We start from the raw sequence: 14758 nt of genomic DNA, 5'->3' as shown, positions 1-14758 counted from the left end.
GGCAATGACAAAACCCAACTGGATTTCAGTTGAGTTTTGATCAGTTATTTTTTGTAGCGATCCTGAGCCTTGCGCGCACGTCCTTTGCGACGGGCTCTTTCTATATACAGAATCATCGCAAGAATGAAAATTGGAATCAGAATGACCAGGCTTTCAAGAGGAAAATGGAAGGATTTCTCTCTTGCTGGGGCCACAGTACTTTGGGAATCCGATTGATTCACTGCTCCTTCTTTGACTGGAAGTCCATCAGAAATCTTTTCTGATAGGGTCATCAAGCCTGAATCCGCCTCAACCTGTCCATCTTTGACAACGAGTTTTGGATCCTCTTCTCCCTTTTTGACCGTAGCAAAGAAAGGCTGATCTAGGGTGTAGGTCTTTCCATCGATCGTCTGAACACCCTTGTCCAACAACTTCTTATAATTATAATCTGCAAAAGCCTTTTCAATCAAGGCATTACCAAATGGATGTCGATAGTATTCACCATCCTGGTCGGACCAATCACCAACACCCATGACTACGGAGATAATTCGTTGTTCCCCCCGTTTAGCGGTTGCGATATAGTTAAAGGCACCACGTGGACTCGAACCTGTCTTCAGACCATCTACTCCTTCAAGAGCATATCTAGCTCCTGGCAAGGAATAGTTATAGGTATCAAAAGTCTCCTCATAAGGCGTTCCTTGTTTCACGGTCACCTTAGCCTGATTGGTATAACTAAGGATCTCTGGATATTCTTTCACGAAATGATAGACGAGAATCGCCAAATCTCTTGCAGTTGTCTGGTTGGCCGCATCATTTGGATAGTTATAACTGGTATACAAACCTCGGAAGGTTGAAATGGCCGCTCCACTAGGATTGTTCCAAATGGTATTGGTCATCCCCAACTCCTTGGACTTTTCGTTCATCCGCTGAATAAAAGCGTCAGAATCGTGGTTAGAAAGGAGATTGGCCAACATAATCGTAGCCACATTGGAGGATGGAACAGCCGTCATGGTAATCAATTCAGAGACTGTATAATCCACTCCTGCAACAATGTTATTGTTGGAAATCTCATAGATTTTTGACATGGATTGATCCGCAGCCGTTGCAGTGACAACCGTATCTTTGGTAATTTTTCCCTCTTTCATGGTTTCGAAAAGCAGATACAGGGTCATGAGCTTACTCATACTTGCTGGATCCCGCACTTCATCAATATTGTCTCTCCACAAAACATCCCCGGTATTCGCATCGATGACGAGAGAAGATCTTGGTCGGTTATAGGCCTGCACATGATCATTGGGATACATTTTTTGCGCCATATCCACTAGCTCATCCGCCGCGATCGATAGCGGGCGGAGTAGAGATAGAATGACGATTCCTAAAACGAGCAACTTCTTTTTCAAAATATATTTTCCTCAAATATAGAATTTTATCTTATTGTACCATACTTCAATCTATAAAAAAACCTATCTTTTAGGATATTTCAGATAGGTCTCTCTGTTTCAACTGGTTACAGTAGGCTCAAGGCTGCTTGGTCTGCAATAATCACGACATCTGGATGACCTTGAAGGGCACTCGCTGGTAAACTCTCTGTTTTTGGACCATTAACCGTTCCTGCGATTGCTTGCGCCTTTGATTCTCCATATGCAAAGAGAATGATGGATTTAGCAGCGAGAATGTTTGCAATCCCCATGGAGATGGCTTGAGTTGGCACATCTTCAATTTTTTCAAAGAAACGAGAGTTGGCTTCAATCGTTGATTGATCCAAATGGACCAAATGCGTTTGGCTGTCAAATGGTGTACCTGGTTCGTTAAAACCAATGTGGCCGTTGCGACCGATCCCTAGAATTTGCAGATCTACTGGATGTTGGGCCAAAATTTCATTGTAACGCGCTGTTTCTTCTTCTGCAGTATCTTCGTTTCCTTTTGGAAGATAGCTAACTTTAAACGACTTCTCATTGAATAAATTTTCCTGCATAAAGTAACGATAGGATTGAGGATCTTCTCCCGTCAAGCCGACATACTCATCCAAGTTGACACTGACCATGTCTGAGAAATCCAAATCACTCTCCCGAATCAATTTATAAAACTCAAGTGGACTGCTTCCAGTCGCAAGCCCCAGAGTTTTGGCACCCTGCTCTAACTTTTCTATTAGCAGGTCAAAAGCAACCTGTCCCCCTTCGATTTGATTGGCTACTTCAATAACTTTCATGATAAATCCTCCGTTTATTTCTTATATTCATTATATGGTATAGACCAATTTTTGTCAAGCGCTTTCTTGATGTTAGGAAAGGATTTTTTACCTTTATCCCTTTAAAATTCAGCTAGTGATTTCCTTTGTTTCACTCTTATTTCATGATATAATGGGGAAGGTTAAATGTAAGAAATAGAAGAATTTAGATACAAGGAGAGAACATGAACACGAATGACTTTGATTTCCACCTCCCCGAGGAGTTAATTGCGCAAACTCCACTAGAGAAGCGCGATGCCTCAAAACTACTAATCCTCAATCGACAAACAGGTCAGATGGAAGACCAGCATTTTGACGCCATTATCAATGAATTAGAACCAGGGGATGCTTTGGTCATGAACAATACCCGTGTCCTTCCGGCTCGTCTCCATGGGGTCAAACCGGATACAGGAGGGCATGTGGAGCTTCTTCTCTTAAAAAATATTGAGGGCGATCAATGGGAGGTTCTTGCTAAACCTGCCAAACGTCTCAAAGAGGGAGGGGGCGTCAGCTTTGGCGATGGACGTCTTCAAGCGACCCTAATCAAAAAGCTGGAACACGGAGGATGTATCGTAGAGTTTTCTTACCAAGGAATTTTCCTTGAAGTCTTGGAAAGTCTAGGAGAAATGCCCCTACCACCTTACATCCATGAAAAATTGGAAGATCAGGAACGTTACCAGACAGTCTATGCCAAAGAAAATGGATCTGCCGCAGCTCCTACTGCTGGCCTCCATTTCACACCTGAGCTCTTACAAAAGATCGAAGACAAAGGGGTTCACTTGGTTTATCTCACCCTTCATGTCGGACTAGGTACCTTCCGTCCTGTATCCGTCGATGATCTCGACCAACATGAAATGCATTCCGAATTTTATCAACTCTCAGAAGAAGCCGCCCAAACCCTTCGACAAGTCAAAGCAAGTGGACACCGCATCGTTGCCGTTGGAACTACTTCTATCCGAACATTAGAAACAATTGGCAACAAGTTTAATGGAGAGTTGCAAGCCGACTCTGGTTGGACCAATATCTTTATCAAACCAGGCTATCAGTGGCAGGTTGTCGACGCCTTTTCAACCAACTTCCACTTACCAAAATCAACCTTAGTCATGCTCGTTTCTGCCTTCGCAGGTCGAGAACTCACTCTGGATGCTTATCAGCACGCTATCGACCAAGGCTACCGTTTCTTTAGCTTTGGAGATGCTATGTTTATCAAATAAGGAGAGCCCCTTATGAATAAGATTGAAAGTCGCCACCGCCTGATCCGGTCTATTATTTCAGAAAAGAAAATTCGAACCCAACAAGAATTGCAGGACAGCCTGGAAGCGAACGGCATCATCGTGACCCAGTCAACCCTCTCAAGAGATGTCAAATCCTTGAATCTGGTAAAAATTAACGAAGGGGATAGCTCTTATTATGCCATCAATAGCATTGCCCCATCTCGCTGGGAAAACCGACTGCGTTTTTATATGGAGGATGCCCTCGTCATGCTTCGTCCCGTCCAAAACCAAGTAGTCGTCAAAACCCTACCTGGTCTAGCCCAGTCCTTCGGAGCCATCTTAGATGCCCTTGAATTGCCGCAAATTGTCGCAACTGTCTGTGGGGATGACGTCTGCCTCATCATTTGTGAAGACAATCAGGGAGCTTTGGACTGCTTTGAAAAATTAAAAGAATTCACTCCTCCCTTCTTCTTTAGCAAATAAAAGAAAGAGAGTGGGACAGAAATCGGTAATTCGTTAGAATTCGATTCCGTCGTCCCACCTCCGCACAGTTGAGTAGGGCTGTAAAAGCTGATGAAATCAGCGTAGTAGAGCCCGCTCAACCACTGCGTTTTGCTCGATAATCCAAAGACAATTGAGAGGCTAGGACTTTTGTCCCAGCCTCTTTTTTCTAATCTCTATTAAGCTTCCTTGGCTGCTAATCGTCGAATGGTCTCTGCATAGATTTCCATTGCACGATATAAATCATCCAGTTTAGCTCGTTCATTCGCCTGGTGCTCTGTTTGGAGAGCATCAGGAAAGAGGGCCCCATAAGCCACACAATTTTCCATGGTTCGCGCAAAGGTCGCTCCCCCTGAGGACATAGCTGGGGTCTGATCCCCTGTTTCCTCTTGGTAGACCGCCATCAGAGTACTCACCAATGGACTGTCTAATGGAACGTATAGTGGAGCTACATAATCAAACTCTTCATACTGAAGTTGATAGCTAGCTGCCACCTCACTTAAACGTTTTACCAAGGCCTCCTTATCCGCTAAGACAGGGATCCGAATATCAATCCCGATTTCAGATTGCTGTTCATCAATGGAGAGGGTTGCAATATTGAAGGAAAGAGTACCACTTGGTTCATCTTTAACTTCACCAAAGAGAGCTGCTCCTGTCGCATCTTCCCCAACGGCATCTGCGATAAAGAGAAGGGCTGGATGAGGCTGGATCAAGGAAAGACTTTCAGCTAAGCCTACAATGGCATTGACACCCTCAGCCGCATCCTTAGAGTGTTTAGACAGACCAAGAACGGTTACTGCTCCTGCTTCTTCTGTATACTTCACACCACTTTGCTCGATGACTGGTAAGAGTTCCTCTAAGCGGTCACCCTTATAAGTTGCCTTATCTGGCACCACATTAAGGGCACGACCAGCTTGTAAGGGATGATCCTCCCAGCCTGGTCCATGGAGCTTCACTTGAAGCAAGCCTTTTTCAGCATAGGTTAATGGGAAGGACGAATCTGGAGCAAAGCCAAGATCTGCTTTTTCTTCTATCTGATTGTATCGGTTCATACAGCGCCAGAGAGTTTCCTCGTCTGTACCAAATATAAAGCGAATCCGTTTGGTAAATTCAACTCCTTGGTCGAGTAGGCTCTTAACTGCGTAAAGCGCCGCAAGGGATGGCCCCTTGTCATCCTGTACTCCACGTCCAATCAACCATCCATCTTTCAGAGTCGCCTCAAAAGGTGGCGTCTGCCAATCTTCTAAATCACCGGCTGGAACAACATCCAAGTGACAAAGAACGGCCAGGAGTTCTTCCCCCTGACCGATCTCTGCATATCCATAGTATCCTTCAGGATCTAGATAGGTTTGAAAGCCCATTTCTTGAGCAATTTCTAACGTTTTCTCAAGGACATCTTGGATAGCTTGTCCAAACGGTGTTCCATTTTCGCCTTCGTTTAAAACCGAAGGATAAGAAATCAGAGTCTTTAATGAAGCTAGAAAGTCATCTTTGACTTGATTTGTAATCTCAATTTTCATGGAATCACCTCTTTACTTCTTATAGGAATGGAACGAAAGTTCCGAGAAGAAGGAGGGCAATGGTGATCACAATAACGGCAACAACAAGTTTTGCCATGAATTTCCACCAAGTCGCAATGTTGATACGTCCAAGAGCAAGAGCTCCCATTACGATACCAGAAGTTGGTGCAATCAAGTTCAAGACACCAGATGCAGATTGGTAGGCAGTGATAATCAAGCTAGGACGTACATTGACGAATTCTCCCAATGGAGCCATGATACCCATTGTCGCACTGGCAAGACCAGATGAAGATGGGATCAAGAATGACATTGGCAAGTAGAAGATATAAGTCAAGACGATGAAGACTTGAGAAGATAGACCACTGAGTCCTTGTTTACCCCAGTTAAGGATCGTATCTGTAATCATACCGTTGTTCATGATAACTTGGATACCACGTGCGATCGCTACGATCAAGGCTACGCTGAGCAAGTCAGCTGCACCAGTCATGAATGAAGAAATGATTTGTTCTTCTTTCAATCCGTAGACAATACCAATCAAGATACCCATAAAGGCGAAGAGCATTGCTCCTTCAGGGAAGTACCAAGTACCAAGAGCTGCAGTTGAGCCACCAACAATCTTACCAACTACTGGAAGACTAGTTAACCAAGTGTTAAAGTCTTTAAAGAAGGAAATACCTAAGTCACCCCATGGGATGAAACTCAAGACCATCAAAACAAAGGTCAATACAAAGAGTACAAAGACTTGTTTTTGTTTCTTTGAAAGAGTTGAATTAACATTTTCTTCATCTTCACCAACATTGAAGAATTTCATATCTTCTTCACGAGTTGCATAAGTGAGGGATTTAGTTGGATCTTTTTGAATCTTATCTGCATACTTGTATACAAACCAAGTGCTAAGACCAGTCAAGACAACCCAGAAGATCAAACGAAGGATGATCCCTTCACCAAGACCAACACCTGCAGTTGAAGATGCGATACCGGTTGCAAATGGGTTCAAGGTAGATGCCAAACATCCAATCTGTGAACCAAGCAAGATAATGGCTACCCCAGTCAAGCTATCAAATCCAACGGCCATCATAACTGGCACAAGGAGAGGATAGAAGGCCATGGTTTCTTCACCCATACCATAAGTTGTACCACCAAGGGCAAACAAAGGCATAAGCACCAAAATCAACATTTTTTCGCGACCCTTGTATTTCTTCACGATAGAAGCAATACCAGTGTCTAGCATACCAGTTTCATTGACTACACCAAGGAAACCACCAACCATCAAGATGAAGAAGGCTACGTCGATCGCTGCACTAGTTCCTTTAATCAAAGATCCTTCTTCAGGAGTCGTTCCTAGCATAGCACGAATCGGTGCCATCAATACATCCCAGATACCTTGAGGGTTTTGAGGTTGTGATTTATAAACACCATCGACAAAAGCCCCTGCTGGGATAATCCAAGTCATCACTGCCATAAACGCAATGATGATTAACAATACGGTATAAGATGAAGGCATCTTAAACCCTTTTTTCGCTTTTTCACTCATTTGTTTATCCTCCTAACGCAACAAAGTTTGAGTGAGTCTTTCAAAAGGTTTAACTTTTAGAAAGCGCTTACCTATATGTTTATTTTATCATATTTAAGATTAAAAAACTAGTTTTTCCTAATCTTTTTTAGAAAAAACAAGGGGAGATACTTTGTACAAACTCCTGTAAACATGGGGTTCACTCCCCTCACTCATGTATATGAATTAGTCTTTTACGATAATCGTTCCACTTTCAGACTCAATCAAAGCGCCAAGATTTTCAAGTGAAGTGATGACTGCTTTTCCTTCTGGACGACCATTTACAAAGGCGATGGCAGCTTCTACTTTAGGAAGCATGCTTCCTGGTGCAAATTGATCTTGTTTGATGTACTCTTCCAATTGAGCAACGTTGACATGTTCCAATTTTTCTTGGTCTGGTTTGTTGTAGTTTACAAAGACATAGTCCACACCTGTTAAAACGATGAAGAGGTCTGCTTCTACTAATTCAGCCAAACGTTGAGATGCAAAGTCTTTGTCGATAACGGCTTCAACACCAGTCAAGCTACCATTTGCTTCTTTCACAACTGGGATACCGCCACCACCAGCAGCAACCACGACTTGACCGTCGTTCAATAAGGTACGGATAGTATTGATTTCTTTGATATCCACTGGTTTTGGTGAAGCAACAACTTTACGCCAGCCACGACCAGCATCTTCTTTGAAGGTTGCTCCTGATTTTTCAGCTTCTGCTTTTGCTTCTTCTTCTGAGTAGAATGGACCGATTGGTTTGCTCAAGTTAACGAAAGCTGGGTCGTTCTTATCTACAACGACTTGTGTTACAACGGAAGCAACGTCTTTTTCAATTCCTTCTTCAAGAAGAGCATTTTGAAGAGCGTTTTGAAGCCAGTAGCCAATGCTTCCTTCAGTCATTGCAACCAATGAATCCAACGGGAAAGCTGGGTTCTTTTCAGAATCTGCTGCCAAGTGTTGGAGCAAAAGGTTTCCTACTTGAGGACCATTTCCGTGAGTGATGATCAAGTCATCCCCATTTTTGATTAATTTTACTAAGTGTTTTGCTGTTTCTACAAGTGCTTCTTGTTGAGCTTTTGCAGAAGGATCAGATGAAAGGATAGCGTTTCCTCCCAAAGCAACGACGATTTTTCTTGACATAGATTTTCCCTTTCTATAAAAAATAGGGGCAGGACTAAAGCTAGCAGTCCAGCCCCTATAGCTGTTGGTATACGGTTATAAAGTCTTAAACTTTTGGAATGTACAAGTTACCAAGAGTAGCTGCCATCACCGCTTTAATGGTGTGCATACGGTTTTCAGCTTGGTCAAAGTGACGAGCATATTTGCTGCGGAACACTTCGTCAGTAACTTCCATTTCTTCTACGCCGAATTTTTCAGCAACATCTTTACCATAAACAGTGTTTGTGTCGTGGAAAGCTGGCAAGCAGTGCAAGAAGATCAAGTCTTCGTTATCAGCTTTCTTAACCAATTCCATGTTTACTTGGTAAGGTTTCAAAAGGGCAACGCGTTCTGCAAATTTGTCTTCTTCACCCATAGATACCCAAACGTCAGTGTAAAGTACATCTGCACCTTTTACAGCTTCGTCAGCATCTTCAGTGATCAAGATATGAGCACCACTTTCTTTTGCAAATCCTTCTGCCAATTCAACAATTTCTTGTTCTGGGAAGAGTTCTTTTGGTGAGAAGATGTGTACGTTCACACCAAGGATAGCACCTGTTACAAGAAGGCTGTTTGCAACGTTGTTACGTCCGTCACCACAGTACACAAGTGTCAAACCTTCAAGGCGTCCAAAGTTTTCTTGAACAGTCAAGTAGTCTGCAAGCATTTGAGTTGGGTGCCATTCGTCAGTCAAACCATTCCATACTGGAACACCTGAGAATTCAGCCAATTCTTCAACCATACGTTGGCTGAAACCACGGAATTCAATACCGTCAAACATACGTCCAAGAACTTTAGCAGTATCTTCTGTAGATTCTTTTTTACCAAGTTGGATGTCGTTTGCACCAAGGTATTCTGGGTGAGCACCAAGGTCGATGGCTGCAGTAGTGAAGGCAGCACGAGTACGAGTTGAAGTTTTTTCAAACAAAAGCGCAATGTTTTTACCAGCTAGGTAATGGTGTTGGATGTTGCGTTTTTTAAGATCTTTCAAGTGAGCTGAAAGTCCGATAAGGTATTCTAACTCTGCACGTGTAAAGTCTTTTTCTGCTAAAAAGCTACGTCCTTGGAATACTGAAGTTGTCATTAATTATCTCCTTTTATTATGCATGATCGAATCCTGTCATTCAGTTTAGAGGGCTCAGTTTAGACACTGAGCCCGTCTAACCTGTAGAAGGATGATTAGATTTCTTCACGTTCGAATGGCATTGACATACAACGAGGTCCACCACGACCGCGAACCAATTCACTTCCGCGGATCTTGATCAAACGAAGTCCGTATTCTTCTAATTTCTTGTTGGTAACAGTGTTACGGTCGTATACGACTACCACACCAGGTGCGATTGTAAGAGTATTTGATCCGTCGTTCCATTGTTCACGCGCAGCAGCAACGATGTTGCCATCTCCACATGGAATCAAAGTAACTTTTTCTACACCAAGGTTTTCAGCAAGCAATTCAGCCAAATCACCTTTTTCTTCAACGATCTTCAATTGTTCATTTTCGTAAGTTACAGAGAAGACGCGAAGGTTGCCTTGGATTTCTGGGTGGATTGTAAATTTATCGTAGTCCACCATTGTGAATACTGTATCCAAGTGCATGAATTTACGGTTGTTAGCAAATTCGAAGGCCAATACTTTCTTGAAGCCAACGTTCTTCTTGAAGATGTTTACCAACAATTTTTCGATTGATGCAGCATCTGTACGTTGTGAGATACCAACTGCCAATACATCTTTAGAAAGTACCAACTCATCTCCACCTTCGATACGGGTATCTTCTTCTCGGTTGTAGACAAGTTCAACTTTTCCACCGTAAACTGGGTGGTATTTGAAGATGTATTTACCATACAAAGTTTCACGGTTACGTGTATCAGCGTACATGTGGTTCAATGATACTGCATTACCAATTGTAGCAAATGGGTCACGTGTGAAGTACAAGTTTGGCATTGGGTCGATTGCAAATGGATAGTCAGATTCAACAAGGTCTGTCAATCCTTTTGCTTCTTCAGGAATTTCTGGAAGTTCAGCTTTTTGAACCCCTGCCATTGTTTTTTCAACCAATTCTTGGTTATCTTCAATGCTATGAAGCAATTCACGGATCGCAACTTTTGTTTGGCGTCCACGAATGTTTGCTTCTTCAAGGTATTCTTCGATGAACTGATCGCGAATTTCTGGAGAAGTCAATGACTCAGCAGCCAACTGTTCAAGATAAAGTACTTCGATTCCTTCGTTACGAAGTGCTTCAGCAAATGCGTCGTGTTCTTTTTGAGCATCTTCCAAGAATGGAATATCATCAAAAAGAAGACGTTCAAGATAGTCAGGCATCAAGTTTTCCAACTCTTTACCTGGACGGTGCAAACAAACTTTTTTCAGTTTTCCAATTTCTGAGAAAACATGAATTGGGTGTGTAGACATCTATAGTCCTCCTTTTTTCTTGCGGTTTAGCTTAGCTAATCCCGTTTACATGTTTTATTTTATCACCAACTGGTACCGCTTTCACAACCAATCTTCCATTACGAATGCCAAGAATTTGACGTTTTTTTAAATATTACCCTCGTTTTATGAAAAATGAACCGCTTTCTTTGGATATTTTGCTAAATATATTCTTTTTGTGAGTAAATATTTTTTATTTGATTTTTGAAACTTTTTAACGTTTTTGACAGAAAATAAAAGAAGCCCTACTAGGCTTCTTCTTGAATGTATACAAAGTTTATTTTACATAAAACACCTAGATGATTTTCAAAAAATGACTTTTATTATTTTGTCATTTAAGAAGTTTAAAAACTTTCCGCCGTGAGAAAAGTGCTTGAAACATGATTATTTCAAGCACTCGGGAGTTTTGAAACCTTAGGTTCAAAACTAAGTCATGGAACTTCGTAGAAGTTCGCTGACGTCCGTACTCACCTAAGGAAAGTTTTTCAGAAGCCTTTATCTTCAATCCAAAAGAAGCCCTTATTAGGCTTCTTCAAAACTATCTAAAAAGAATGGAAGATCAAGAAAAGTTAATTTCTTATGTTTGTACTCGATTCGCTCCTCTTCTAGGAGCTTCTTTAACACTTGATTGACGGTTTCCCTCGTCGTCGCAGCTAATCTGGCTAACTCCTTCATGCTCATTGGAAAAGGAATGGTTGGACCAAACTTTTGATAATCCTTACAGAGTAGAGCTAAGGATTGGATCACACGATCACTGGCACTGGCTGCGACCACATTACGAAGTCGCAACTCTTGAAATTCTAATATTTTTGAAAGTTTTCTCGTAATGAAGAGAACTTGTTCCATACTGGACTGGACAATTTCCTCATAAAGCTGAACAGGAATACTGAAGTATTTTACGGTTGTCATGGAAGTGGCTGTATAGTGATAAGTTGAATCTGTAAACATACCACCGTATGGGAAGACAGCTCCTTCTTTAATGTAATCCATATACGAGAAGGTGTCTGAAGAATCAAACTCCTCAATACGGACATAGCCTTCTACCACTAAAAATATCCGATCGCGCTTATCACCAGCAAAAAATAGGATTTGTCCCTTTGGAATTTCTCTATAATGGATTTCTACAGCTAATTTATCAAATTTTTCAACTGGAATTTCAGAGAAAGCTGGATGGGATCGAATCAACTGATAATCTTCTTTTGTAATCATTTCTATTCTTTCTTTAGGTTCTTTAGTTATTATATCATATTTATTCACTGACCTCAAAGAATGTCACCAAGATTTTAACCATGAAACTATATTTTTGTATACAAAAAACCTTCCCAAAACTATCTTGGGAAAGGTTCTAATTTCTTAATTGACATTTACACGGTGCCATTCATTGATCACATAGCAGAGTTGACCAAGTAAATGAAGACCGTAGCCACTGATCTCCGTACTTTCTGGAGTTGTTCCCCCTAGACCAGCTGTAAAAATCGAGATGAGGTAGGGAGTTTGTTCGTAAACGATGGCTTCGACATTGAGTGCTTCTGCTACATAACCAGGTTTTTGCTGAATGACTAAATCTGGTAAATACCGTTTGTAGTATTCATTCGGGAAGGACTCACCGATTAATTCTAGCAAGGTCGCATATTTTTCTTTATGATTCCAAAGATAGTCCAAGACTTGAATATAGTAATCAGAAGTCGTTTTGTTTTCAGGACTAATGGTTTTTATTTCTGCACGGGATTTCCCATATTTTTCATACTTACTGTAGACATTATCCATACCACCAAAGCGGTCGGCCAAGGCATATGCTGGAGTATTTTCTGAATAGACAAGAGAATAACGCTGCATATCTGGAATCGTCATAGCGCCACCAAAGGCAGCTACATAATTATCGTGCTCTCCAAGGTACTCGTAGTAAGTATTGGTAATATCAAATTCATCCGTTAAGTTTAACTTCCCTGCATCGACTTCATCCACGACTAACATATTGAGGGGTAGTTTATAGGTACTTCCAGCTGTCATCGGCTGCAACTCATTCATTGAAAACTGTTGGCCGGTCGCAGGATTTTTGTAGGTAAAGGTAATTTGGGAAGGATCAATACCATATTCAGCCATGTAGTCTTGTACAACTTCTACCAAGCCTTTATTGGCATAATCATAGACAAGACCCAAATTCTCCATGGTTTCACGATCTTGATCTATGACAGCTTGTTTTTCTTCAGGAGTTTTGACACGAGGAGGTTGGAGGGGCTGCATCTCTTCCTTGGACTCAACTGGTTGAGCTGTCGTTTCCTCTTGAGCAAGCGGTGAGGCAGGAGCCTGATAAAGATGGAGGTAAGTTAACGCTCCAACTCCTCCTATACATAGTAAAATTCCCAACACAATCATGATCGATCGAACATTAAATATTTTTTTCATATGAAGTTAATTATAAAAGATTCTCTTTAAAATAACAAGGTGTTTCCGGATCAGAAAACGATTTCTTCTAGAAGAAATTTTTTAGCGATTTCCAGGTCAATCCTTCCTCATTTTCCTAATAGTCCATCCCCTTTTGACTGTCTTATTTCCGCTTAAAGGATCCCATGATCAGTTTTGCCACTTCACGCGCAATGGTACGGAACAAGGAACTGATAAAGGAATCTTTGGCCTTTTCTAAACTAGATTTCCGCGGACGACCCGGACTCCTTTTTTGACTGGCCTTCTCTTCTGCAACTCTGGTCTTTTCTTCCTCTTCCCGCTCCTTTTCCTTCTCTTCTCTAGCAGACTTTTCAGTCAACTTTTCATAAGCTGATTCGTTGTCTACCCGAACAGCATATTTTTGATGGAAAGGAGAGCTGGTCATCAAGGCCAACTGTTCACTCTCGTTTAACAAATCAAAGCTCGATTGTGGAGACAAAATATAAGAGCGTTCTACCACACTTGGTTGTCCCTTTTCATTTAGGAAGGAAATGAGAGCTTCCCCTGTTCCCAACTCCGTCAAGACAGCTTCCGTATCAAATTCTGGGTTTGGTCGGAAGCTTTGAGCAGCAACTTTAATAGCTTTCATTTCTTTTGGTGTATAGGCGCGCAAGGCATGTTGGACACGATTCCCAAGCTGGGCCAATACGGACTCAGGGAGATCTTGAGGATTTTGTGTAATAAAGTAGATCCCTACTCCTTTAGACCGGATAAGGCGAACGACTTGCTCAACTTTTTCAAGGAAGAGCTTGCTCGCATCATTAAACAAGAGGTGGGCTTCATCAAAGAAGAAGACAAATTTTGGTTTTTCTAGATCTCCAACTTCTGGTAAGGTTTCGAACAAACGAGACAACATCCAGATCAGGAAGGTTGAATAAAGCTTAGGGGAGTTGAAAAGACGAGTCGCTGATAGAATGTTGATGTAGCCTCGTCCACTGCTGTCCAATTGCATAAAATCTTGAAGATCCAAGGCAGGCTCTCCGAAGAATTGATCTGCCCCCTCTTGCTCTAGCACTAACAAGCTTCGTTGAATAGCTCCCACTGATTGTTTACTGATATTCCCGTATTGAGCGGAATAATCTGAGGCATGGTCATATACTTCCTTCAAAAGACTCTGCAAATCCTTCAAATCAATCAAAGGCCAATTTTTTTCTTTGGCCAATTTAAAGACGATGGCCAAAATCCCTGTTTGTGTTTCGTTGAGGTCCAACAAGCGCGCTAGCAAAAGAGAGCCCATTCCTTCAATCGTTGCACGGACCGGATGTCCTGCTTGACCAAAGACATCCCATAAGCGAACTGGAAAAGCTTGCGGTTCAAAAGGATCTGTAATACCAAGTAGTTTATAGCGCTCTTCCATCTTTGGAGTCCATTGTCCTGCTTTTGCAAGACCGGAAAGATCTCCCTTGATATCTGCTAGAAACACCGGAATCCCTTGCTGACTTAATTTTTCAGTTATGACTTTTAGGGTCACGGTTTTCCCTGTACCAGTAGCTCCTGCAATTAACCCGTGGCGGTTGAGCATTTTTAGATAAAGTGGCGTATCCACTGCTCCTTTTGTAATCGTAATACTTGTCATTTTCATTCTCCCTTTTGTTGAGGTACAGTTTTTTTCAGAAAAAGTGACACGGCTTCTTTCTTATGTAGGAAGCCTTTCTCCTCACTTTTACATACCCTTCTAGTGTATCATTTTCAGGTATAAACGCAAGAAATATCCCTCCCAAAACAGGAGAATCATTTTACTCTA

The 14758-nt window shown here is 41.8% G+C and carries 12 protein-coding genes; 2 read left to right on the top strand and 10 right to left on the bottom strand.

What is annotated here, in order from left to right; all coding sequences use genetic code 11:
- Window positions 1-44: 44 nt before the first annotated feature.
- Together AC3E8G_RS02140 and AC3E8G_RS02135 are read right to left on the bottom strand one after the other, a co-directional pair.
- Window positions 45-1379, bottom strand: a complete 1335-nt coding sequence (locus tag AC3E8G_RS02140; protein WP_490676909.1) for a DUF1958 domain-containing protein — start codon at window positions 1377-1379, stop codon at window positions 45-47.
- 107 nt (window positions 1380-1486) lie between these two features.
- Window positions 1487-2188, bottom strand: a complete 702-nt coding sequence (locus AC3E8G_RS02135; protein WP_154858540.1) for a glucosamine-6-phosphate deaminase — start codon at window positions 2186-2188, stop codon at window positions 1487-1489.
- Window positions 2189-2391: 203 nt separating this feature from the next.
- On the opposite strand from AC3E8G_RS02135, the gene queA reads away from it, so the two are divergent.
- Both queA and AC3E8G_RS02125 read left to right on the top strand, forming a co-directional pair.
- Window positions 2392-3420, top strand: coding sequence for a tRNA preQ1(34) S-adenosylmethionine ribosyltransferase-isomerase QueA (gene queA / locus AC3E8G_RS02130; protein ID WP_154858542.1), 1029 nt, complete (start codon window positions 2392-2394; stop codon window positions 3418-3420).
- A gap of 12 nt (window positions 3421-3432) precedes the next feature.
- Window positions 3433-3903: an arginine repressor gene (locus tag AC3E8G_RS02125; protein WP_048689219.1), complete on the top strand. Its 471-nt coding sequence runs from the start codon at window positions 3433-3435 to the stop codon at window positions 3901-3903.
- A gap of 197 nt (window positions 3904-4100) precedes the next feature.
- On the opposite strand, the gene AC3E8G_RS02120 is transcribed toward AC3E8G_RS02125, so the two are convergent.
- From AC3E8G_RS02120 to AC3E8G_RS02085, 8 genes are all read right to left on the bottom strand, one after another.
- Complete coding sequence (locus tag AC3E8G_RS02120; protein WP_154858544.1) at window positions 4101-5441, bottom strand: dipeptidase; 1341 nt, start codon at window positions 5439-5441, stop codon at window positions 4101-4103.
- 19 nt (window positions 5442-5460) lie between these two features.
- Window positions 5461-6975: a YfcC family protein gene (locus AC3E8G_RS02115; RefSeq protein ID WP_154858546.1), complete on the bottom strand. Its 1515-nt coding sequence runs from the start codon at window positions 6973-6975 to the stop codon at window positions 5461-5463.
- 204 nt (window positions 6976-7179) lie between these two features.
- A complete protein-coding gene (gene arcC / locus AC3E8G_RS02110; protein ID WP_048789627.1) occupies window positions 7180-8124 on the bottom strand; it encodes a carbamate kinase in 945 nt (314 codons plus the stop codon).
- An 85-nt stretch (window positions 8125-8209) separates the two neighbouring features.
- On the bottom strand, window positions 8210-9226 hold the full coding sequence (gene argF / locus AC3E8G_RS02105; protein ID WP_023022690.1) for an ornithine carbamoyltransferase: 1017 nt from the start codon (window positions 9224-9226) through the stop codon (window positions 8210-8212).
- Window positions 9227-9321: 95 nt separating this feature from the next.
- A complete protein-coding gene (arcA, locus tag AC3E8G_RS02100) occupies window positions 9322-10551 on the bottom strand; it encodes an arginine deiminase (protein ID WP_009732527.1) in 1230 nt (409 codons plus the stop codon).
- 540 nt (window positions 10552-11091) lie between these two features.
- Window positions 11092-11778 carry a Crp/Fnr family transcriptional regulator gene (locus tag AC3E8G_RS02095; RefSeq protein ID WP_061563760.1) on the bottom strand — a complete coding sequence of 229 codons (687 nt, stop codon included), beginning with the start codon at window positions 11776-11778 and terminating at the stop codon, window positions 11092-11094.
- A gap of 144 nt (window positions 11779-11922) precedes the next feature.
- Window positions 11923-12975 carry a serine hydrolase gene (locus AC3E8G_RS02090; protein ID WP_154858548.1) on the bottom strand — a complete coding sequence of 351 codons (1053 nt, stop codon included), beginning with the start codon at window positions 12973-12975 and terminating at the stop codon, window positions 11923-11925.
- 142 nt (window positions 12976-13117) lie between these two features.
- On the bottom strand, window positions 13118-14590 hold the full coding sequence (locus tag AC3E8G_RS02085) for a helicase HerA-like domain-containing protein (RefSeq protein WP_154858551.1): 1473 nt from the start codon (window positions 14588-14590) through the stop codon (window positions 13118-13120).
- Window positions 14591-14758 lie beyond the last annotated feature (168 nt).

The organism is Streptococcus sp. SCPM-O-B-15294 (M123), from assembly GCF_058200455.1.
Note: the sequence above shows the minus strand (reverse complement) of the source record. Positions and strands in the feature narration are given on the sequence as shown.